This window comes from Bradyrhizobium sp. CCBAU 21365, assembly GCF_015291305.1.
GTDB classification, from domain to species: Bacteria; Pseudomonadota; Alphaproteobacteria; order Rhizobiales; family Xanthobacteraceae; genus Bradyrhizobium; species Bradyrhizobium elkanii.
This window is the reverse complement of sequence record NZ_CP030036.1, coordinates 1,438,118-1,458,981: the sequence shown is the minus strand read 5'-3', so window position 1 is coordinate 1,458,981 and position 20,864 is coordinate 1,438,118. Positions and strand designations below refer to the sequence as shown.

Here is a 20,864-nt window from a genome sequence, read left to right as displayed (position 1 = left end):
CTCAGGATGTGCGTCCCGGCACTTCGTCTCCGACATCCGGCCGATCAAGCGGCAACGACCCGTACCGGAATGGACTTGGCTGCGGGCGTCCCGCTGATCTTGTCATAGTAGTCGAGAGGCAGCAGCGGATTGAGCTCGGGGTAATATCCCGCAACCGATCCGCGCGGCATCGGATAGTCCAACACCCTCAGTCCGCTCACGCGCCGCTGTATGCCATCATCGCTGATCGTCTCGAGCGCAATGCTCGAGCCGTCCTCGAGCCCTCGCGCCGCGCGATCCTCAGCGTTCATGAACAGAACCATTCGGTCATTGTAGACACCGCGATAGCGGTCGTTGTTGCTGTAGATCGTCGTATTGAACTGATCGTGCGAGCGAATGGTCGCCAGTCGCAGCATGTCGGGATCCGAAACGGATGCGTTGACTTCCAGCCCCGGCAGAAGCAGAAAGTTCGCCTTGCCATTCGGCGTCGGCCACACCAGTTCGCGCGGCGGCACGTCGAGGTGAAAACCTCTCGGGCTTTCGATGCGCTCGGAGAAGTCGCTGTAGATCTCCGGATAGACCTCCGCGATCTTGTCGCGGATCAAGCCGTAATCCTCGCTATACCTCTTCCAGTCGACCTTGCTGTTCGGCAACGTCGCCTGCGCGATCCGGCAGACAATCTCCACCTCAGGCAGGAGGTGCGGGCTCGCCGGCTGCAACACTCCGCGAGACGCGGTGACGTTCGACATCGAGTCCTCGATTGTCACGAACTGATCACCGGCTGCCGTTCGGATAATCTCCGAGCGCGCGATAACGGGCAGCATCAAGGCGTCACGACCATGAACCAAATGTCCGCGATTCAGCTTGGTGGTGACGGCGACCGTCAGCGCGAGCTTTCGCATCGCCGCGTACGAGCGTTCGGTATCGGGCACCGCGCGAACGAAATTGCCGCCGAGGCCGATGAAGACCTTCGCCGTGCCCGCCTGCATGGCCGCGACGGACTCGATCGTGTGATGACCATGTTCGCGGGGCGGCTCGAACCCAAAGACATCGCGAACACGATCGAGATAGTCCTGGCTCGGCTGTTCGTCGATGCCGACGGTGCGATCTCCCTGCACATTGGAATGACCGCGAATGGGCGAAATTCCGGCGCCCGGTTTGCCGAAATTGCCCTTGAGCAGGAGCAGATTGACCAGCTGCTGCACCAGCCGCGACCCCTCCTGATGCTGCGTGATCCCCATCCCGTAGCAAATGATCGTCGCGCGCGCGCGAATGTAGATTTCGGCGCATCGCCGGATCTGCGATTCCTCAAGCCCGGAGGCCCTCTCCAATTCCGGCCATGTCTGCGCCATCGCGTCGTCCCGGACCGCATCGAGGCCGACGGTATGCTCGCGGATAAACTTCCAGTCGACGATCTTCTCGCCGGATTCCTCGCGTTCGAAAATGACCTTCATGACCCCCTTGAGGAAGGCGAGGTCACCGCCGATGCGGACATGAACGAACTCGCTGGCAATCTTGGTCGAACCGAACGTTGCCATCTGAATGACATCCTGCGGATCGGCGAAGCGCACCAACGCGCGTTCGGGCATCGGATTGACGGCCACGATCGGAACCCCGCGCTTGCTCGCTTCGACCAGATTGCTCATCATCCGCGGCGAATTCGTTCCGGTGTTCTGCCCGATGACGAAAATCGCTTCAGCGTGCTCGAAATCATCGAGGATAACGGTGCCCTTCCCGACACCGATCGAGGGCGGCAAGCCCCGGCTGGTCGGCTCGTGGCACATGTTCGAGCAGTCGGGGAAATTGTTGGTTCCGAACTCCCGGACAAATATCGAGTAGAGAAACGCCGCTTCGTTGGGTGTGCGGCCGGATGTATAGAATTCGGCCTGGTGCGGACTTTCAAGAGCCCGCAAATGCTTGCCGATCAGGGCGAACGCGTCGTCCCAGCTGCAAGGCACGTAGCGATCCGACGATGAATCATAGCGCATCGGCTCCGTCAAACGTCCTTGCATCTCGAGCCAGTAGTCCGACCGCTCCATGAGTTCGGACACGGTGTGCCGTTCAAAGAGCTCTCGTGTGACTCGAAACTTCGTTGCCTCAAACGCCAACGCCTTGGCGCCGTTCTCGCAGAAATCCAGCGTTTTCTTGCATTCCGCGTCGGGAAACGCGCAACTCGAGCACTTGAATCCGCCGGGCTGGTTCATCGATAGAAGCGCGCGCGATCCCTTCGTCACCACACTCTGCTCGAGAAGAATCTTTGCAGTCGCTGCGGCGGCGCCCCAACCGCCGGCGGGATGATGATACGTCTTGAAGCGCGGCTTACCGTCCAACATAAATCAACTCCGCAATTGCCAGATCTTCAGTAGGGTCTTCAGCTGAGTGACCTGAATAAGATCACCCGCAGCACGCTGGGCCGCGCTTCCGGCTCGCTTTATCGATCCTGATCGAGGTTGGCGACGATCACCGTGTCGATCAGGCCTTCGTGGTGCCGGATGAAGTCGTCTCGCGTCATGCCGGAAGCACGCCACGCATCCTGAAGGCCCGCGTCTCTGAAGCCACTCGTTTCGCGTTTGATGATCGATCTTGTGACGTCGCGCGTCCTGCGATCCGTGTGACGCCTTGTCGTGGTCCTTCGACATTGTATCTCCTCATGTATCCTGTCGTAGCTTGGCACACTCGCCGAGGCGCAGATCTCCGCAGTCCAAGAGAGTCTTGAAGCCGCACTCCGCCGATCAGCGCTGCGCAGCGACCTGTTGTGATGGCGTTCAGCGTCCAATTGCGCGCGAGCTCTACGAACAATCGGCATCGATACTGCTTCGCAGCAGCCGTGGATCCGCCGGGGTCAATCAATCGGGATCAATCCCAATTTGCTTCCTTGGCCCACTTGTCGACCTCTTTGCGGACCTGGTTTTTGTCAATGCCGTAGAGATCTTGCAGCTTGCCCTCCAACCGCTCTCTGTCACCGTTGATGACATCAATGTCGTTGTCGGTCAGCTTCCCCCATGTTGCCTTGAGCGCACCCTTTGCAGCCTTCCAGTTTCCTTCGATGCGATCCCAGTTCATTTTCATCTCCTTCTTTTGCCCAACCGTGAAACGTGCATCGAGGAAAGGTTAGCAACAGGCGTGCCAGTCTGAGCGCATCGTCATATCAATGAGTTAGGCGGTCTTGGCTACCGGCAATGGACAATTTGTCACGACAGATTTGGCCAAGTTGTCCGCCGAGAACTGCCGCGCCGGCGCGGCGCCGATGCCAACCAGCTTGAACGCGTTACTATTGGGCGTGGGATGGGTTCAGCGCCGACAGACATTTGCCTGACGCAATGAACGACGTGAGCCACGTGATGACAAATGACTTCAACGCCGCTTTCGTGTAACCTCACGTGAGTTGAAACTCGTTGATTGTTCGCGCCAATGAGGAAATCGAGATGAAGCGCGCCTTGAGAGATCGGCGACCAATCCATCATTCTCCCATTTTCTGGATCGGTATCGCTTTATGTCTGGCAGCCATAGCCATCTACGTCTGGTCCAATGATCTTTCCTGGCGACCCGCCGCCACGCCACACTGAATCGTTGGAGTGATTAGAGCGCACTTCGCCCTTTCCGGCGGGAGCGTTACTTTCGGCACCTTCCGTGCCGTTGAGCATTGAATGACATTCGGTACGCCAGCGCGGAGTAAGCGCGGCCCCGGCCACCCTTAGACTACCCGGGGCTGGGGTCGCGCCCTCCACGCGAGGCATGTCGCGTCCGTCTGCGCGACAAGCCCTGACGCCACCGCGCCGTCAGCATGCGCTATGCCACTTGTTCAGCATTACATCAGCACATTCTGAACAGGCTCCATGGGAGCGGGCAAATCGCGCTCACCGAGCAGAGCGAGCATCTCGCGCTCGAGAGCTCGTCTCATTGCGTCAAGCGGGAGCGCATTCGGCTCCAACCCGAAGGGTGCCTCAAGCTGATGGCCAAGCGCGTCGAGACCGAAGAAGGTGTAGGCGACGAGCAGGACGGGCAGCAGCGTCCACCAATCGAGCGATCCGGCAAGCGCGAACGGCAACGTCACGCAGAAGATCAGCGCGGTTCGATGCAGCAGCAGCGAATAGGCGAATGGCACCGGGGTGGACGCGATGCGCTCGCAACCGCCCTGGACGTCGGAAAGCGCGGTGAGTTGCCGTTCCAGAACGGCGTAGTGGATCGGCTCGATCCGATCTCGCTTCATCAGCATTAAACAATGCAGCCCGATCTGGTTGAGCACGGCATTGGTGGGGTTGGGACCGCCTGAAGCAGCGTCGATCTCACTCCACGGTTTGATTGCCGCCACTTCGTCTTCACCCCGAAGGCGTGCCGTTAGCCCGCAGCAAAAGCCGCACAGGCCGCGGAGCAGGACGCGCCGGTCGTCGTCTTCGAGGGTGGAGATCTGGCGCGCGAACGAGCGGCTGGCGATGATCAGCTTGCCCCAGAGTTCGCGTCCCTCCCACCAGCGGGCGTAACATGTGCTGTTTCGGAAGCTCATGAAGACCGACAGCGCTATGCCGATCAGCGTGAACGGAACCGCACTGATGCGCGCGAAGATGCCCGGATGCTCCATGGCAGCAAAAATCGCCAACACACTGATCAGAGCAATTGCGACCAGATGCGGCGCGATCCGCGGCAAGATCGATCCATTGACGGCAAACGCAACGTCCCAGAAGCCGGGCTTGGAGCGCACGATCATTGCAGCCTCCCCGACATCCGGGGCTGCTTCTCATGCCCGGACTGCAAAGCTGCGCTAGTCCGAGTTTCGCTGCCGCAGGCAGGCCGGAGCAGATACTTTGACCATCGGACAATTGGATTGGCTCGGGAAATGCCCGAGAGCACGCCGAGTGTCCACCAACCGGACCTGGTCGCTGTGGACATCGATGCTTTGTATCCGGGAGGACGTCCCTGTGACGGAGCAGGGAACGCGGCCGCTGTGTCGAGTTGCAGCATCATTTATAAAGCTGAGTTTGGCTCAGAAATCCACGTCAAACCGATCGAGCAAAACCACGCGGGTGACGCTGGACTGACGGTTTTCAAACTTGTCGCTGGCGGCGCGTTCGATTCGCGCTCGACGCATAAGGAAGAATTCCTCCGCGCTTGGAATGGGATGAAACCGAACGCGCATCACGTTGAGAGCTCTGCGCGCGATCATGCACGTGACCTCGGAACTATCCTTGTACATCACGAAAAAGATTCCATGACGGTGAACCTCATACTGACCATCGGGATCTCGCGCGAGCGCCATTTGACAGTCCTCAAACGATGGCCGCTCCCGGATCAACCCGGACCGAGCGGCCATACGATCATTGACCCGATTACTCCCAGAGCAAGGAGCACGCCAAATCCCAAGACGACGCAAATTCAATGAATTAGAGCGCGATGGCCGCCTTTAAGGCAGACATTTTGTCCCTTGCGGCGGACAAGTTGGGACCAGGGGCCTCTCCGAGGCACCTACCGTCGGCGGATTGTCGATGCCTCGAGGAGGGTGGCGCGACTGCCGAACCCAAAGCCCGTGAGGTCGCTTCATAGATCTCGAACCATGAGAGTTGCATCGACGCCCCTCCAATTGGTGCGATCGGCGGTCGACCATCCGAGCCGCGCATAGAAGCCGGTTGCCTCTGACGTATAGAGGTTTAGCCGCGAAAATCCGCGCTGCCGCGCTTGATCCTCAATCGCCCGCACCAAGATGGTGCCCACTCCTTCATTGCGATGTTCGGGGACAACGAACAGACCTGTGAGCCATGGTGCGACATCGTGATTCGGCTCGAACTCGGACTCAACCAAAAGGCAGGCGCCTATCGGCGCACCATCTGCTTTCGCGACGAGCAGCACGCCAAGGCTCCGATCGGCAGCAAATTGTTGCAATGATCTTAGCTCTTCCTCGAAGGAAGTACGAAGCATTGAAAATGAACTGACGCGCCAACGCGCGCAGATAGCCACTTCGATCGCTCCTGGCTCTGCGGTAAGTATTCGAATATCTGTCATCGCAAAACAATCAACTTCGCGACGCGATCGAAAGCGTTCCGAGCAATAGATGGACCATTTCCGGTGTGCAACAATGCCGGCGATCCAGAAGGAGCATCGAACGACAGCGGACAATCTGTCTGTGTTGTTATGGACAACTTTTCTATCACCTTTGCGTGGAGCACCCTGCTCGCCGCACTCAGTGAGTCAAGGCACGATTGCGCGACATGAGATGTTCCGCCAGATTGGAGCAAGCGGCTGATCTGCCGACGAAGTCCGGACAGATACTGCGCCAAGCGACACATTGCTTATGCAACGGACTTGAAGAGACGATCCTGGTTCGACGAGGGAGGGGCGGCCGCCGGTCACGTCGGAAATCTTGGCAGGACTTCACGCGACACGTTCGAATCTTCGAGTTTTCGCTGTTCCGAAGGCTGGAAGCGTCTGGGAAAAGATCCAGACGATCCTGTCTCGACGCCATGCCAAACCGCCAAGGCTCAACGGTCCGCCACGGCAGGATCGCCTTGAAGTTCGCCGAAACCTGCGGGCGCGAGCGAGCCGGCCAATCCCGGATCGCGAATACGATTTCCGACGCTGATCCGTTGTCGCGCGCCCACATTCACGCACTTGCATAGATGGCCATGCCATTGAATATTCGTTGCTCTGTTTGCAACGATCAGGACCATGCCGATGAATGCGAAGCTGGAGCCGCGCCGACTGCACTATTTCATGGAAGTGCTCAATAGCGGCTCCGTGCGCGGCGCCGCCGGCGCGCTCGGCATGGACGCCTCTGCGGTCAGCCGGGCGCTAGGCCTGCTCGAGAAGGAATGTGGCGCGCGCCTGCTCGAACGACGGGGCCGCGGCGTCGCGCCGACCGACGCCGGCCAACTGCTGGCCGCCTACCTGCAGCGCCAGCAGGGCGAACGACAGGCGCTGCTTGCGCAGATAGACAGCATTCGCAAAGTCGAGTCGGGTCATATCGATCTCGTGACGGGCGAAGGTTATGTCGACTGGCTGGCCAAGAACAGCCTGTGCCGCTTCATGCAAAGCCACCCGAAGATCACGATCAGCCTCGACATCGGCAGTACCGACGAGATCGTCCAGCAAATCGTGGGAGAACGCGCGCATATCGGCGTCCTGTTCAATCCGCCTCGCGACGATCGGCTGCGCTCGCATCATTCGCAGCCGCACCCGATCAAGGCTATCGTACCGCGCGGGCACCCGCTGACCCAGCTGGGCCGGCCGCTCAGGCTCGCCGACCTCGCGCCCTACCCCGGCGCCGCGATGCATCCGAATTTCGGCCTGCGCCAGCATGTCCAGGCCGCCGAGATCAGCGAAGGCGTCCGCCTCAATTTCGCGTTCACCACCGCCTCGTTCGATGCGCTCGCCCATTACGTGACCGCCGGACTTGGCTATGCGCTGGCATCGCGCCTTGCGATGACGGAGGCCGATGCCGCCAAGGTGGTGGCGCTGCCGATGAAGAATGCGCTGCTGCATCGGGGCCGCACCCACGTGGTCTCCCGTCAGGGACGCACGCTGCCGCCCGCCGCGATGCAGCTGCTGCGGATGATGGTCACCGAGATGCGATCACCGGGAAGCGGGGCGCGGTAGACTGAGGCGGCCCTTACGACCTCAATCGCGGCGAAGCGTTGCTGGAAACCATATCGCGACTTGCGCAGGCGGACGAAACGGCTTCCAGCTGCCCGCCGGCTGTGCGAGGCGATCGGCAATCACCCACAGCGCAGGCGCGTGAAAGCCAAGCCCTAAATGCGTCGTGTTCACTTCGACGTTCTCGCGCTCTCCGCCCTCCTGCTCCAGGCAGGCGCGCCACGCCACCACGCCATCGGTGCGGGTATAGATCGATGTCGACGGCACAGGAATCGGTTGCGCGAGGCGGCTGATCCGTTCGGCGGTGGGCGGCTGGTATTTCTGGCCGGTCAGAAGCCGCCAGATCGCGCGGACATTGCTCGCCCCCGGCGCCGCGAAAGGACTGCCGAGCGTGATGACCATCCGCACCGCCGCGGGGATTTGTCGGGCAACCTCGCGCGCAATGATGCCGCCACGGCTCCAGCCGACCAAGCTGACCTTCGAGCCGCCCTGCTTTTCGAGTTCGAGGACTCGCGCCACCACGGCGGCGAGGTCAGCATCCGGCGCGCGCACATTGCGGCCGCGGCCCCATCCATGAACCTGATAGCCGAGGAACTCGAGGAACGAGCGGATGGCCAAGGTCGACCGGTCATCGGCGCCCAACCCGGGCAAAACCATCACCGGATGGCGCTGCCCCCGCGGAGCGGTCGCCAGAAGCGGCGCCGCCACGGCAAGCAGCGCCGGGATGTCGAGAAAGCCGCGCCCTTCCGCGGCAAGCAGCGCGAGCGAGGGTGGTTCGACGGTCTGCTCGTCACGTCCCATGAGTAGCGTCCGTTGTTGATGGTCAAGAATGGCCCGTGCAGCCGTGCATTGCCGGCGAGCACGAGACGTCAGTTCGGCGGTGCGGCCTTTCCGAACACACCGCCGATGGCCCGCAGCAGCCAACTCGGCTGATACTTGATCCATTGGACCGCCAGCTCGTTGGCAAGCCCTGCGACATGCACCGGCTTGCCTGCCATGCAGGCGCGGTAGCCCTCCTGTGCGACGGTCTTCGCATCCATGATCATCATGCTCGGCATGTTGCCGAGATTGGTGCCCTGGACCATTCCGGTGTCCGTCACGCCGGGACACAACGTCGTCAGCGTGATCTTGCTGCCGCTCAACTCCTGCGACAACGCCTCGCCGAACGACAGCACATAGGCCTTTGACGCGGCATAGACCGCAAGATTCGGCACCGGCATGAATGCCGCGACCGACGCAACGTTCAGGATCCGTCCACTGTTGCGCTCGAGCATCGGCGCGAGGAACAGACGGGTCAATGCCGTCATGGCCACGACATTGACCTGCAGCAGCCGCAACTGATCGTCGAGGCCGATTGTGCCGACGCGTCCTTCGAGCAAGAGACCGGCATTGTTCACCAGCAGGTCGACCCGCATGCCGGCTTCCATCAGTGAATCGAACACCGCCTGGGGCGCCGCAGGCTCGCTCAGATCGGCGGCCACGATGGTCACCTTGGTGCCACGACTGGACTTGAGCTCGCGCGCGAGCTCCTGCAGCTTATCGCGGCTGCGCGCCAGCAGCACGAGGCTGAAGCGATTGGCCGCAAGCACGCGCGCGAGCTCGAGCCCAATGCCACCCGATGCTCCGGTCACCAGCGCGCATTGACCTTCATTTCCGCTCACCGACATGAGGCGCCTCCCTTCGCTGCCAGAACGGTTCTGCGCAATCCACGGACGGCGCGTGCGACAAGCCGCCGCCGCGCCAGGCGACGTTCGTCGCGCCGCGCCAGCTCGGCAGGTGCACCGGCGCAGTTCCGGTCGGCAGCATATCTGCGCGAGAACCGTTCGATCGCCCGCAACAACAGCTGAGCCTGCTCGAACTGGTCGGCCGTCTCCTTCACTTCGCCAAGCGACTTGCGCAACGGCTCAAGTACCTCGATCCGGTCGGGATAGCCGGACAGTCGGGATCTCGGATCGCGACTTGGCGTGGCCGGCATCATATCACCGACCGATCTTGGCCGATCGCCTTGACGACGTCGAAGGCGACGGCATCGACCGGCTGCAGCCCGTCGACGGTTCGAAGGATGTTCCGCGATCGATAGTAGTCAACCAGCGGCGCGGTTTGCTCGTTATAGGCGTCGATCCGCAGCTTGAGCGTTTCGTGATTGTCGTCGGCGCGCACCGCGCCACCTTGCGCTCTCGCCTCGCGGGCCCGCGTCTCGATCCGGTCCAGCAACACCGTCTCGTCGGCCTTGAGCTCGACGACATGGTCGATCGCAAGACCCTCGGTATCGAGCAGATCGTCGAGGCCAACCGCCTGTGCCATCGTCCGCGGGAAGCCGTCGAGTACAAAGCCATGCTTGGCATCGGCTTGCGAGATGCGTTCGATCATCGCGGCGATCACGAGCTGATCGGGAACGAGCCCACCCCTCACCATGGTATCCTTGACTTTCCGTCCGATATTGGTGTCCGCGTCAACCGCAGCACGCAGCATGTCGCCGGTCGAAAGGTGCGGTATGTCGTACTCCTCGACCAGGCGCTTCGCCTGCGTTCCCTTGCCCGCGCCAGGCGGCCCCAGCAGAACGATCCTCATCGCATGTGTCCCAATATTCGCTCGATCACCGGCAGCATTCCCGCGGAGCGTCGAGCGACCCGGCTCCGTGCGGGCCGGGCCGCTCGTTTCGTCCTCACGCCATCGCCAGGCGCGCACTGGGCGCAGGCCGCATCGACAGCAGCAACAGCAATCCCGACAGCACGTAGAGCGCCATCACGAAGTACATGCTGTAGATGTTGTCGCCGGTGCTCCGCACGATCAGGCCGTTGATCGAGGGGCTGATGGCCGGGCCTAGGTTTCCAAGGCTGCTGATCAGCGCAAGCCCGCCGGCGGCGGCACCGGTGGAGAGGTATTCACTGGTCAGCGCGAAGAACAGCGGCGTCGCCGACGCAATACCGATCACCGCAAAGGACAGCGCAAGGATTGATCCGACGAGGTTGCCCTGCAGCATCGTCGTGACGAACAGGCCGAACGCGGCGATCGCGACGCAGGCGGCATAGTGCCAGCGGCGCTCGTGCCACTTGTCGGAGTGACGGCCGATCAGGATCATGCCGATGACGCCGGCGGCATTCGGGATCGCGGCATAAACGCCGACAAGGAACAAATCCTTGACGCCCCAGCTCTGGATCAGGGTCGGCATCCAGAACACCATCGTGTAGGTCGCGCCGAGCAGCAGCAGATAGACGAACGACAACACATAGACCTTGGGGTCCTTGAGCATCTGCCCGAACGTTCCCGAGGGCTCCCTCTCGATGTCCTTCTCATCGTGCTGGAAGGTGTCCTCGAGCAGGGCCTTCTCGTCCTTCGAGAGCCACGCGGCCTGCGCGGGCTTGTCCTCGAGCAGGACGTAAACCAGGATGCCGAGTATCAGCGCCGGCAGCCCCTGGACGAGGAACAGCCACTGCCAGCCATGAAGGCCGCCGGCACCGTCGAAATACTTCAGGATCGAGCCGCACAAGGGACCGGCGATCACGGACACGATCGTTGTCGCCGACATGAAGGTGGCGATCACCTGCCCGCGCCGCGCCGACGGATACCAATAGGTGAAGTACAGGATTACGCCAGGAAAGAAGCCGGCCTCGAACACGCCGAGCAAGAACCGGACGACATAGAACTGGAACGGTGTCGACACGAACATCATGGCGGATGCCGCGAGCCCCCACAGCACCATGATGCGCAGCAAGGTCTTGCGCGCGCCGATCCTCTCCAGCAGCAGGTTGCTCGGCACCTCGAACAGAAAATATCCGACGAAGAAGATGCCTGCGCCGAGACCGTAGACCGCGTCGTCGAACGGCAGCGTCTGCTTCATCTGCAGCTGCGCGTAGCCGATATTGATGCGATCGAGATAGGCGATCATGTAGGCGATCAGCAGAAGCGGGATCAGGCGCCAATCGATCTTCGAGAACAGGGATTTATGCGCCGGACTTTCCAGTACCGACAGGGATCCCTTTGCGGCAGGTGGGTGCATCCTGGTTTCCTCCAAATGTTCTTTTGATTCCGGCGCCGGGCGGGAGACCGCGGTGGCGTCCCGGCTCCGGCGATGTGAAGCGTTGAAGGTCTCGGCGCCTAGCTGGCCCGGCTCGCCTTGTCGTTTGCGGCGGCCGGCGGCACCTCGTCGGTCTGGATGACCGTCACCGACGCCGCGGTCGCGGATGGCGCCTTCGCTTGAGCCGCAGGTTGCAGCTCGACGATCTCGGCCTCGACCGACGGCAGAGCCTCGATCTCGCGCAGGGCGGCGCGCAGGTGCTCGATCATCTCGTAGGACTCGTCCTGCGAGAGCACGCGCCGGCATGCGGTCAGACCGAACTCAAGCAGTCCCGCATAGCTGTGCACCGTGATGTTCAGCGCGCTGCCGTGATAGGGGATCGAGACCGGGAAATAGTGCATCATCCGTGCGCCGGCCATGTAGAGGTGCTGCCCCGGTCCCGGCACATTGGAGATCAGCACGTTGCCCGCTGCCGGCATGCGGCTGGCGAGGTTGGAGCGGCCAAGCAGCGAGGCGAGCCCGGTCATCAACCACGGCGAACCGGTGATCGGCACATCGACGCCGAGCACCGGCTTGAGCTCGCGCACGACCGCCTTGGCCGCCTCGGATGACGCGTGGATCGCCTTGAACCGGGTCGGCAGGTCATCGATATCGGTCGCCAGGTCGACGCGTACCGCCGAGACCTGGTTGTTCATCGCCTTGTCGCCTTCGGCACGCAGGCTGACCGGCACCATCGCGATCAAGGCTTCCTTGGGCAGCAGGCCCCGCTCGGCGAGGAAGCGTTGCAGCGCGATGCTGCACATCGCCATGACGATGGTGTTGACGGTGCCGCCGACACGTTTGCCCAGGACCTTGATGTCGGCGAGCGGCAGCGACATCGTGCTGTAGGAGCGCTGGTTGGTGATGGAATCGTTGAACACCGTCTTCGGAGCCAGTCCAAGGCTGAGCGAGCGCTCCCCCTTCTGCGAGCGCTGGCTGGCCATCACGGTGGCGGCGGTGCCGAGCGCCTTGGCCGCCGTCGGCAGCAGCTCCGCGAGCTTGCGGTATTGCTGGGCCGCATTGTTGGCCGCCGCCTGCAACAGCTCGGTCACGCCGAGCTGGTATTGCGCGGTGGCGCGCTTGCGCCGTGGCGGCGGCACCTCGCGCATCTTGGGCGAGACATCATAGAGCACCTTGGCGAGCTCCACACCGGCCTTGCCGTCGACCCCGCTGTGATGCGCCTTGGTGTAGAACGCGACCTGGCCGTTCTCGAGGCCATCGACGACATACATCTCCCACAGCGGACGGCTGCGATCGAGCAGCGAGGCATGCAGCCGCGCGACCAGTTGCTCGAGCTGCGCCATGCTGCCTGGCCGCCGCAAGGTGACGGTCCGCACGTGATAATCGAGCTCGATATCATCGTCCTCGATCCAGACCGGTTCGGCGAGCTGGAACGGCATCTGCGCCAGTTTGCGGTTCAGCAATGCCGAGAGATGGAGACGCTTGCCGAGCATTTCCTTGACATCCTCGTAGTAGTCGCCCTGATAGCCCTCGGGGAGATCGAAGATCATCAGACTGCCGACATGCATCGGCGTCTCCGGCGTTTCGAGATGCAGGAACGATGCATCCATGCTGCTGAGTTGATCCATTCTTCCCTCCCTTGACGTTGTGACGGCGATCGCCGTCTTGATGACCGCGTGCCGATATCTGGCTCGTCGCGGTCATTGCATTGCAGCCAGGCGCGACACCCGTCCGCCGCTGCCGATCCGGTTCGCGCAGGCGATCTCAGGCCTGCGCCCGGGCCGCGCGCTCCTCCTCGTCGTACAGCTCCTTCTTCGATAGCTTTCCGACTGCGGTCTTCGGCAGTTCGGCGCGGATTTCGAGCGCCTGCACCATCTCGTGCTTGCCGAGCTTGTCCTTCAGGAACGCCTGCAGCTCTTCCAGCTTGAACGGCTTGGCATCCGCCTTCAGCTTGATGAAGGCCTTCGGCGACTGGCCGCGATACTCGTCGCGGATGCCGATCACGGCGACCTCCTCGACCGCCGGATATTTGTAGATCGCCTCTTCGAGCACGCGCGGATACACGTTGTAGCCGCTGCACAGCAGCATGTCCTTGGTGCGGTCCACGATGAAGATGAAGCCGTCCTCGTCCATGTAGCCGACGTCGCCCGTGCGCATGTAGCCGTCTGCGGTAGTCACCTCGGCCGTCGCGTCCGGTTTGTTCCAGTAGCCCTTCATCACGTTCGGGCCCTTGATGCAGATCTCGCCGCGTTCGCCGAGCGGCACATAGCTGCTGCTGTCGTCGACATTGAGGAACTTGATGACGATTCCGGGCATCGGCATGCCGCAGGAGCCGGCCTTGCGCATGGCGCCGTGCTGCGCCGGCGTGTAGGTGCCGCTCGGCGAGGTCTCGGTCATGCCCCAGCCTTCGCTCAAATTGCAGCCGGTGATCGAGGCGAATTGCTGCGCCACCTCGAGCGGCAACGGCGCGCCGCCGGATCCGCAATATTTCAGCGCGCGCAAGCTATGCTTCGGCGTCTCCGGATGGTTGATCAGCGCGGTGAACATGGTTGGCACCCCGCAGAAGACGCTGACCGACTTGGTCGAGATTTCCTCCAGCGCGGCCTTCGGATCGAAGCGGACATGCTGGATGATTTCCGCGCCCATCAGGACGCCGAACAGCACATTCACAGAAAGCGCATAGATGTGGAACGGCGGCAACACGGCCAGGAAGCGCTCCTGCCCGTCAACCAGCACCGGCGGCGAGCCGGCCGTCGTCGCCCGGTACTGCTGGCACGCGCTGGTCAGATTGGCGTGGGTGAGCATCGCCCCCTTCGGCAGCCCCGTCGTCCCGCCGGTGTATTGCAGCACGGCGATGGTCTCGCGCGGATTATCGATCGGATAGGCCTGGTAGACACCATCATTGTGCGTCAGCTGAACGAAGCTGATGTGATGATCGTCCCAGGCGACGTCGCTCAGCTGCTTGGCCGCCTTCATCTGGTTGACGACGGTGTCGGGGTCGGCCGTGATCTCGCCGAGCGAGCCGACCACCAGCTTCTTCAATCTGGTCTTGCCCAGCATCGCCGCCATCTGCGGATAGAGCGAAACCATGTCGAGCGTGATCAGGATATCGGTCTTGCTGTCCTCGATCTTGTGTTCGAGCACCTTGGCAGCGTCCAGCGGCGAATAGTTCACCGCCGTGCCGCCTGCCTTGAGGATGCCGAAAAACGAGATTATGTAGTGCGGCGTGTTGGGCAGATAGAGGCCGATATGGACGCCCGGCTTGACGCCGAGGAGCTGCAGGCCCTTGGCCACACGATCGGTGAGCCGCCCGAGCTCGGCATAGGTGATCCGCTTGCCCATGAAATCGATCGCGGGACGATCCGGCCATTTGGCAACGGCGTCGCCCAATATCTTCTGCACTGGTCCGGGAGCTATCTCGACGTCCCAACGCACGCCGTCGGGATAGGATCGGATCCAGGGCATATCGTTCATGAGATCTCTCCCTTCTATGGTCTTGCGGATCAGACGGCGGTCACGCCGCCATCGACCGCAATGGTCTGGCCGGTGATGAATGCACAGGCATCGGAGGCGAGCAGCGCGGCGACGCCCTTGAGGTCCTCGGGGCCACCCTCGCGATTCATCGGCGCCATATGCGCGGTCGCGCTCTGGTCGAGCTCTGCGGTCATCTTGGTCGGGAAATAACCCGGCGCGATCGCGTTGACGTTGATGCCGAGCGGCGCCCATTCATTGGCAAGCGTGCGGGTCAGGTTGACGACCGCGCCCTTGCTCGCGTTGTAGGCCAGCGTCGGGGTGCCTTCCGGATAGCAGCCGGTGAGGCCCTGGATCGAGGCGATGTTGATCACCTTTCCGCTCCGCCGCGGCACCATGCAGCGCCGGCCGACCTCCTGGGTGGCGACGAAGATCGCGGTCACATTCAGGTTGATCACCTTGTTCCAGCCGTCGAGCGTATGCTCGATCGTGGCGGCGCCCCAGGACGTACCGGCATTGTTGACGAGGATGTCGATCGGGCCCAGCGCGGCCACGACCTGCTCGATCATCGGCGGGATTGTCTCCAGCCTGCCCATATCGCACACCACCGGAAGCGCCTCGATGCCAAGCCCCTTGAGGTGAGCAGCCGCGGCATCAAGCTCATCCCGCTTTCGCGCGGTGATCGCGACCTTGGCGCCGAGTTCGCCCAGCACCTCGGCGATCTGAAGACCGAGACCTCGCGATCCGCCCGTGACGAGCGCAACGCGCCCCGTCAAGTCCTGCAACTTGGCCAGACTCATGGCTTTCCCCCGATGGTTTACGCCTCATACGCGCAGCGCTATTTCGGCTGCAACAGCTTCTGAAGGTTCGCGAAGTTCTCCTGCATGCGGTCCTGCATGACCTTCCAGGCGTTGTTGCGCGCCTGCGCTTCCAGCTGCGACAGCTCGCGGAAATCCGCGACCGCCTTCTCGACCTGCTGCCTGGCAGTCTCCGTCTGCTTCGTCATAGCTTCACCGCTTGCGAAGCCCTGCATCGCCGCCTGCCACTGCGCGAGCGTCTCTTGCAGGATCTCGTTGCGCCGGCTGACCAGCGCCTGGACGCCTTCGTAGGCCTGTCTGTTGGCCTCGACCAACGCCTCCATGTCCTTGCGCTGCCACTCGACCAGGGCAGCAATATCGAACCCCGGCAGCGTGAACTTTTCGGCCATTTTCTTCAGGTCCCCGAGCCACGGCATCGCTCCCGTGCCGGCTGTGTCGGATTGCCTGTCATCGGTCCCCATCGACGTCCTCCTTGCGGTACTTGGCTGGCGGCGGCGAAACGCCGTCCCGTGGACTGCGCGTCAGGCGGCCGCCCAGCGCGGCCGGAACAGGGCGGTGCTGTCATCGGCTCGATCCGGATCCGGGTACACCATGCCGCGAAGACCGCTGCGGTCGAATGGCGACCATTCATCCTCCCCGAGCGCGAGGCGGTCCGCGATCGCATAGAGCACGGCCGGATTGTGCCCGAGCCCGCAATGACTGCCTTCGACCTCGATGTTCTGTGTCCGCTCGGCATGCTGCTCGCGGCACCCCCACCACGAGACGATCCCATCGGTGCGTGAGTAGATCGCCGTGCTCGGTACCGGCGGCGGCAACTTCATGATGTCCCTGTCGGGCCAGTCGTCGACCTGGCGCTCGCTCAGGATCTCGTAGAGACGCCAGGCATTGCTTGCCTTCGGCTCATTGGCGAACGGGCTGCCGAGCGTGATCACCTGGCGGACCAGATCGGGCGCGCGCCGTGCAATCTCGCGCGCAAACACACCGCCGAGGCTCCAGCCGATCAGGCTGACCTTGCGACCGTATCGCTCGGCGAGCTCGGCCAGCCTTGCGTCCATGGCAGCCTCGACGCCGGGACGCGGTCCGCGATTGGGTCCGAGCTTCCAGCCGTGGACCGCATAGCCTTGCGCCTTCAGGTAGGCGCGCAACGGTCGCGTCGAGATATCGCTGGCGGAGAGCCCCGGCAAGACGAGGACCGGATGTCCGTCCCCGCGCGGCGCGCGGCGAAGCAACGGATAGCTTGCGAAAAATGCCTGCAGCTCCCAGATCCCGCGCACCTCGAGCGCGAGCAGCAATTGCGACGGCGGCGCAGAGCGGTCGACGACCGTATTCATGTCAGAATGTCCCCTCCCGGATCACGCGGCGTGTCCCGCGCGACCCGACATTTTATGATTACTGCCCGGCGCCGCGAGCGGCGCCATGCAGACACCGATCGCGCAACCGCGCATCTTCTTGATCTCAAAACGCTATCGAGCAGGTCAGACCCGTAAAAGGTGCAATTGGCCCGCTTGACCGGTTAGTTTGGGACATCCGCCAATGAATTTTGCGCGCCTGCTGCGATGCCTGGCGCCCGGCCGTCGCGGAAGTCCGACGGGCTTTTGCCGGTCCAGCGAACAAAGGCGTGGCGAAAGTTCGCCGCGTCGCTGTAGTCAAGCCGCGCGGCGATCTCGTCATTGGTCATTTGCGTGTTGCGCAGATAACCGACCGCGAGCTGCATGCGGACCTCGGAGACGATCTGCCGGTAGGTTTTCCGCTGCAGCTGCAGCCTGCGGCGGAAGGTCCGTGGATGGATTGCAAGCTCCGCCGCCATCGCTTCGATACTCGGGAAGCGGCCGGGATGCTCGACGAGCCGTCGCCGGATGCCCGCAGCAAGACCGTCGTCCCGCGCGACAGGATCGAGAAGCTGATCATAGATTCGGCCGGCCATCGCTCTGGTCATCTCGTCGGGGCAGACCGCCGGACGGTCGATCCAGGCCGTGTCGAATTCCAGCGCGTTCCTGCGCTGGCCGAACTCGACCGGACACTGGAAGATGCGGTCGTAGGTCCCGGCGTGCGGCGGCGACGCATAGGCGGCGCTCAGCTTCGAGAAGCGGAACGAGTTGCCATAAACGTCGCGGCTCAGCGTCTGATAGGTCGCAAAGGCGAACTCGAGCGCGAACCGATAGACGTCATCGGCCGGATCGCGCGAAAGCAACGGCTCGAGCAGGCAGCTCACCGTATCGCCCTTGCGGGTGAAGTCGATGTCGGCGACCGTTCCGAGGATCCGACCATAATTGGCTGCAAAGTCGATGACTCCGGCCCGCGTCGGGCTGCTCAGCATGGCATAGCCGTACATGCCGTAAGCCATGACATGCATTCGCCCTCCGGCGCGAAACGCGATCGCCGGATTCCGTGACAGCCGCATCGCATTGCGAAATACCGTCTCGACCTGCCGGTAGGAGACACGTACCGACGAATCCCTGAGGTCGGCACGCCTCAAATTGGTCGCGCCGAGCGCGCGCGACGCTGAGATCCCCTCCTCGGCCAGGACGTGCACCACCGCCGCGATCCGTTGCGGCGAATAGAGACACTGCAGGAGATTTGGTGACGGGTAATACACGAGCGTCCTCGTCCGCCTTCCGCGCCTGCTTCGGGTCCCGCAATCCGGTGCCCGCAAGCTGAAGCGAGGCTAGTCAGCCGGACCGGGCAGCGGAAGGTTCGATTGGTCGCGTTTGCAGGTGAGTTCCGGACAAGACCGGCCAAAAGAAAGACCGCCGAGGGAGGGCGGTCCAGGTTGGGAGAACGCGATCGCGAGCGCAACCACGATGCCGAGCTTACGCGCGCTTCGGTCGCACAAAAGGTTCGATTGAACCAATTTGGCGGTGAACTCCGGACAGAGCCGGCGAAGCTCCCTTCGATATATCGGGGTCAAAGACCCTCCTCGCCGCGAAATTCAGATGGATTCCTGCCGGTCCAGCGCGAGAAGGCGTGGCGGAAGTTGGCCGCATCGCTGTAGCCGAGGCGGCTTGCGATCTCCTCATTGGTCATGCGCGTCTTGCGCAGATACTCGATCGCGAGCCGCATGCGCACCTCGGAAAGCAGGCTGCGATATGAGGTTCCCTCCGCCTCGAGCCTGCGCCGCAGCGCGCGGGGATAGATATCGAGCTGTTCGGCGATCGCCTCGATGCTTGGATAACGGCCCGGCTGCTCGATCAGTATCCGGCGGATATCGGCGGCAACGCCACCGGCGCGGTTCACCTCGCCGAGAATCTCCTCGCACATCTCCCGCGCCATGGCGTGGGTTCGCGGATTCGCCAGCGCCCGTGGGCCGTCACTGCGTATGTATTCGTATCCACAATGATGCTGATTGAACAAAACCGGGCACCCGAAGAGATCACGATACGCCGCGGCGGACGGCGGCGGCGTATAGTCGAGCAGCACGCGCGAGAAGCCGAAGCCCTGCCCCGAGCGGTCGCGAATCGTCGTCAGATGCGCGGCCAGTGCGAACTCGACCGCGAAGCGATGCACACTCTCGGTCGGATTCGGCCAGTGCATCGGCTGGAACGTCGCCACAACCGTCTCGCGATCGTATGAGAGGTCGAAATCGCAGAACGGCCCCACCACGCGGATATAACGCGCAGCGAAGTCGCGCGCCTCCGCGTGCGTTGCACTGCTCAGCAGCGCGTACCCGTACATGCCATAGGCGGTGACATGCATTCGCGCTCCCGAGCGCAGCGCGATGGCCGGGTCGCCTGCCAGCCGCAGCGCGTTGCGGATCACCGTGTCAAGCTGCCGATACGATATACGGGTCGTATGGGATTCGAGCTGGCCGATGACGAGCCCGGTGCCCTCCAGAACCTCAGATGGATCAATGCCCTGCTCACGAAGCTCGGCCGCGATGGCTGCGATCGAATGCGGCGGGAATATTCGCTGCGCGAAGCCGGGGAGCATTCGACTCGGCGATTGGCGTAGGTGCGACTCTTGCCTAGTCATTGCAACCGCATGTTCCTGGCATTCCGCGCATTCCTGCTCCACGATTGAGGATCGGTCGAACGTAAGCCCCCGTACGCACGCAATAATCGCGTATCCGCGCACGGCGCGCGCCGCAACCCGCGTCCGGAAGTCACCCGGTCGGCGGTCCAATCGCACCTTTCTCCGTTTGCCGAGATCGCTAGGCTCGCGATGCCTTGCTCGACAACCGGCACGCAGCCGGAGGCCCGTACGGACCACGGCAAGCACTAACAAGGGAGGAGCGGATGCGACGGGAAGACGTTCTCAAGCAGCTGACGACACCGATCGGTGCCCCGGCATTTCCCCGCGGACCGTTCCGCTTCAACAACCGCGAATACCTCAACATCCTGTATCGCACCGACATCGAGGCGTTGCGCGCAGTCGTTCCCGAGCCGCTGGAGATTGATGATCCGCTGGTTCGCTGGGAGATCATGCGGATGCCCGACACCTCCGGTCTCGGCGACTACACCGAATGCGGCCAGGCCGTCCAGGTGTGCTATGGCGACGAGAAGGGCGAGTACCTTCACGCGATGTACCTCGACAACCTGCCGGCGCTGGCATCGGGGCGCGAGATCAGCGGCTATCCCAAGGTGATCGGCAAGCCGAAGCTCTATGTCGATTCCGACACCCTGGTCGGCACCATGGACTACGGCACCTTGCGCGTGGCCACCGCGACGATGGGTTACAAGCACCGCGCGCTGGACCTCGAAAAGGCAAAGGCCGAGATCTGCGTACCGACCTTCATGCTGAAGATCCTGTGGACCTATGACAGTCCGAAGCCGGCGGGCGAGCCGCGCATCTGCGAACTGCTGCGCTCCGAGATCACCGACATCACCGTCAAGGGCGCCTGGACCGGCCCGGCCCGGCTGGAGCTGTTCGCCCACGCATTGGCCCCGATGGCCGATTTTCCGGTGCGCGAGATCGTCGCGTGCAGCCACATCATGACCGACTTGACGCTGTCCCGCGCCAAGCGCTGCCACAACTATCTCGATCAGCCACGATAAGCGGGC

Annotated in this window: 19 protein-coding genes; 2 read left to right on the top strand and 17 right to left on the bottom strand. The window is 62.7% G+C overall.

Going from position 1 to position 20,864, the window contains the following annotated elements; all coding sequences use genetic code 11:
- Nucleotides 1-44 precede the first annotated feature (44 nt).
- The 5 genes from XI02_RS06820 to XI02_RS06800 form a co-directional block, all read right to left on the bottom strand.
- Nucleotides 45-2,312, bottom strand: a complete 2,268-nt coding sequence (locus tag XI02_RS06820) for an FdhF/YdeP family oxidoreductase (RefSeq protein WP_172648749.1) — start codon at nucleotides 2,310-2,312, stop codon at nucleotides 45-47.
- A 523-nt stretch (nucleotides 2,313-2,835) separates the two neighbouring features.
- Nucleotides 2,836-3,042, bottom strand: a complete 207-nt coding sequence (locus tag XI02_RS06815) for a CsbD family protein (RefSeq protein WP_172648750.1) — start codon at nucleotides 3,040-3,042, stop codon at nucleotides 2,836-2,838.
- A 745-nt stretch (nucleotides 3,043-3,787) separates the two neighbouring features.
- Nucleotides 3,788-4,684 carry a bestrophin family protein gene (locus XI02_RS06810; RefSeq protein WP_172648751.1) on the bottom strand — a complete coding sequence of 299 codons (897 nt, stop codon included), beginning with the start codon at nucleotides 4,682-4,684 and terminating at the stop codon, nucleotides 3,788-3,790.
- A gap of 276 nt (nucleotides 4,685-4,960) precedes the next feature.
- Complete coding sequence (locus XI02_RS06805; protein WP_172648752.1) at nucleotides 4,961-5,233, bottom strand: DUF1488 family protein; 273 nt, start codon at nucleotides 5,231-5,233, stop codon at nucleotides 4,961-4,963.
- 278 nt (nucleotides 5,234-5,511) lie between these two features.
- Complete coding sequence (locus tag XI02_RS06800) at nucleotides 5,512-5,973, bottom strand: GNAT family N-acetyltransferase (protein ID WP_194483378.1); 462 nt, start codon at nucleotides 5,971-5,973, stop codon at nucleotides 5,512-5,514.
- Between the two features lie 732 nt (nucleotides 5,974-6,705).
- Here XI02_RS06800 and XI02_RS06795 point away from each other — a divergent pair.
- Nucleotides 6,706-7,563 carry a LysR family transcriptional regulator gene (locus XI02_RS06795; protein WP_244980804.1) on the top strand — a complete coding sequence of 286 codons (858 nt, stop codon included), beginning with the start codon at nucleotides 6,706-6,708 and terminating at the stop codon, nucleotides 7,561-7,563.
- A gap of 21 nt (nucleotides 7,564-7,584) precedes the next feature.
- Here XI02_RS06795 and XI02_RS06790 read toward each other — a convergent pair whose 3' ends face one another.
- The 12 genes from XI02_RS06790 to XI02_RS06735 form a co-directional block, all read right to left on the bottom strand.
- Nucleotides 7,585-8,361 carry a triacylglycerol lipase gene (locus XI02_RS06790; protein ID WP_172648755.1) on the bottom strand — a complete coding sequence of 259 codons (777 nt, stop codon included), beginning with the start codon at nucleotides 8,359-8,361 and terminating at the stop codon, nucleotides 7,585-7,587.
- Nucleotides 8,362-8,429: 68 nt separating this feature from the next.
- Nucleotides 8,430-9,227 (bottom strand): SDR family oxidoreductase, encoded by a 798-nt coding sequence (locus XI02_RS06785; RefSeq protein ID WP_172648756.1) that lies wholly within the window; start codon nucleotides 9,225-9,227, stop codon nucleotides 8,430-8,432.
- On the bottom strand, nucleotides 9,218-9,535 hold the full coding sequence (locus XI02_RS06780) for a hypothetical protein (RefSeq protein ID WP_209944024.1): 318 nt from the start codon (nucleotides 9,533-9,535) through the stop codon (nucleotides 9,218-9,220). Before XI02_RS06780 ends, XI02_RS06785 begins: the two co-directional genes overlap by 10 nt.
- On the bottom strand, nucleotides 9,535-10,131 hold the full coding sequence (locus XI02_RS06775; protein ID WP_172648758.1) for an adenylate kinase: 597 nt from the start codon (nucleotides 10,129-10,131) through the stop codon (nucleotides 9,535-9,537). Before XI02_RS06775 ends, XI02_RS06780 begins: the two co-directional genes overlap by 1 nt.
- Before the next feature lie 94 nt (nucleotides 10,132-10,225).
- Nucleotides 10,226-11,560 (bottom strand): MFS transporter, encoded by a 1,335-nt coding sequence (locus tag XI02_RS06770; protein WP_194483377.1) that lies wholly within the window; start codon nucleotides 11,558-11,560, stop codon nucleotides 10,226-10,228.
- A 98-nt stretch (nucleotides 11,561-11,658) separates the two neighbouring features.
- The gene (locus tag XI02_RS06765) at nucleotides 11,659-13,206 is read right to left on the bottom strand and encodes a wax ester/triacylglycerol synthase family O-acyltransferase (RefSeq protein WP_172648759.1); all 1,548 of its coding nucleotides are present in this window, start codon (nucleotides 13,204-13,206) and stop codon (nucleotides 11,659-11,661) included.
- Nucleotides 13,207-13,342: 136 nt separating this feature from the next.
- Nucleotides 13,343-15,052, bottom strand: a complete 1,710-nt coding sequence (locus XI02_RS06760; RefSeq protein ID WP_172648760.1) for a long-chain fatty acid--CoA ligase — start codon at nucleotides 15,050-15,052, stop codon at nucleotides 13,343-13,345.
- A 29-nt stretch (nucleotides 15,053-15,081) separates the two neighbouring features.
- The gene (locus tag XI02_RS06755; protein WP_172648761.1) at nucleotides 15,082-15,849 is read right to left on the bottom strand and encodes an SDR family oxidoreductase; all 768 of its coding nucleotides are present in this window, start codon (nucleotides 15,847-15,849) and stop codon (nucleotides 15,082-15,084) included.
- 38 nt (nucleotides 15,850-15,887) lie between these two features.
- Entirely contained in the window at nucleotides 15,888-16,328 is a 441-nt protein-coding gene (phaP, locus tag XI02_RS06750) for a phasin family protein (protein ID WP_244980805.1), read from the bottom strand.
- A gap of 60 nt (nucleotides 16,329-16,388) precedes the next feature.
- Nucleotides 16,389-17,198, bottom strand: coding sequence for a triacylglycerol lipase (locus XI02_RS06745; protein ID WP_172648762.1), 810 nt, complete (start codon nucleotides 17,196-17,198; stop codon nucleotides 16,389-16,391).
- 182 nt (nucleotides 17,199-17,380) lie between these two features.
- Nucleotides 17,381-18,463: an AraC family transcriptional regulator gene (locus XI02_RS06740; protein WP_244980806.1), complete on the bottom strand. Its 1,083-nt coding sequence runs from the start codon at nucleotides 18,461-18,463 to the stop codon at nucleotides 17,381-17,383.
- Nucleotides 18,464-18,771: 308 nt separating this feature from the next.
- Complete coding sequence (locus XI02_RS06735) at nucleotides 18,772-19,794, bottom strand: AraC family transcriptional regulator (RefSeq protein ID WP_244980807.1); 1,023 nt, start codon at nucleotides 19,792-19,794, stop codon at nucleotides 18,772-18,774.
- A gap of 305 nt (nucleotides 19,795-20,099) precedes the next feature.
- Between XI02_RS06735 and XI02_RS06730 the strand changes: the two genes are divergently transcribed.
- Nucleotides 20,100-20,858: an acetoacetate decarboxylase gene (locus XI02_RS06730; RefSeq protein ID WP_172648764.1), complete on the top strand. Its 759-nt coding sequence runs from the start codon at nucleotides 20,100-20,102 to the stop codon at nucleotides 20,856-20,858.
- The last annotated feature ends 6 nt before the right edge of the window (nucleotides 20,859-20,864 follow it).

Excerpts from the sequence above, each read along its gene's own strand:
- phaP (WP_244980805.1), bottom strand. The coding sequence starts at position 16,328 with ATGGGGACCGATGACAGGCAATCCGACACAGCCGGCACGGGAGCGATG.
- XI02_RS06770 (WP_194483377.1), bottom strand. The coding sequence starts at position 11,560 with ATGCACCCACCTGCCGCAAAGGGATCCCTGTCGGTACTGGAAAGTCCG.
- XI02_RS06805 (WP_172648752.1), bottom strand. The coding sequence starts at position 5,233 with ATGGCGCTCGCGCGAGATCCCGATGGTCAGTATGAGGTTCACCGTCAT.
- XI02_RS06820 (WP_172648749.1), bottom strand. The coding sequence starts at position 2,312 with ATGTTGGACGGTAAGCCGCGCTTCAAGACGTATCATCATCCCGCCGGC.
- XI02_RS06735 (WP_244980807.1), bottom strand. The coding sequence starts at position 19,794 with ATGCTCCCCGGCTTCGCGCAGCGAATATTCCCGCCGCATTCGATCGCA.
- XI02_RS06790 (WP_172648755.1), bottom strand. The coding sequence starts at position 8,361 with ATGGGACGTGACGAGCAGACCGTCGAACCACCCTCGCTCGCGCTGCTT.
- XI02_RS06755 (WP_172648761.1), bottom strand. The coding sequence starts at position 15,849 with ATGAGTCTGGCCAAGTTGCAGGACTTGACGGGGCGCGTTGCGCTCGTC.
- XI02_RS06815 (WP_172648750.1), bottom strand. The coding sequence starts at position 3,042 with ATGAACTGGGATCGCATCGAAGGAAACTGGAAGGCTGCAAAGGGTGCG.
- XI02_RS06760 (WP_172648760.1), bottom strand. The coding sequence starts at position 15,052 with ATGAACGATATGCCCTGGATCCGATCCTATCCCGACGGCGTGCGTTGG.
- XI02_RS06730 (WP_172648764.1), top strand. The coding sequence starts at position 20,100 with ATGCGACGGGAAGACGTTCTCAAGCAGCTGACGACACCGATCGGTGCC.
- XI02_RS06800 (WP_194483378.1), bottom strand. The coding sequence starts at position 5,973 with ATGACAGATATTCGAATACTTACCGCAGAGCCAGGAGCGATCGAAGTG.
- XI02_RS06785 (WP_172648756.1), bottom strand. The coding sequence starts at position 9,227 with ATGTCGGTGAGCGGAAATGAAGGTCAATGCGCGCTGGTGACCGGAGCA.
- XI02_RS06810 (WP_172648751.1), bottom strand. The coding sequence starts at position 4,684 with ATGATCGTGCGCTCCAAGCCCGGCTTCTGGGACGTTGCGTTTGCCGTC.
- XI02_RS06775 (WP_172648758.1), bottom strand. The coding sequence starts at position 10,131 with ATGAGGATCGTTCTGCTGGGGCCGCCTGGCGCGGGCAAGGGAACGCAG.
- XI02_RS06745 (WP_172648762.1), bottom strand. The coding sequence starts at position 17,198 with ATGAATACGGTCGTCGACCGCTCTGCGCCGCCGTCGCAATTGCTGCTC.
- XI02_RS06765 (WP_172648759.1), bottom strand. The coding sequence starts at position 13,206 with ATGGATCAACTCAGCAGCATGGATGCATCGTTCCTGCATCTCGAAACG.
- XI02_RS06780 (WP_209944024.1), bottom strand. The coding sequence starts at position 9,535 with ATGCCGGCCACGCCAAGTCGCGATCCGAGATCCCGACTGTCCGGCTAT.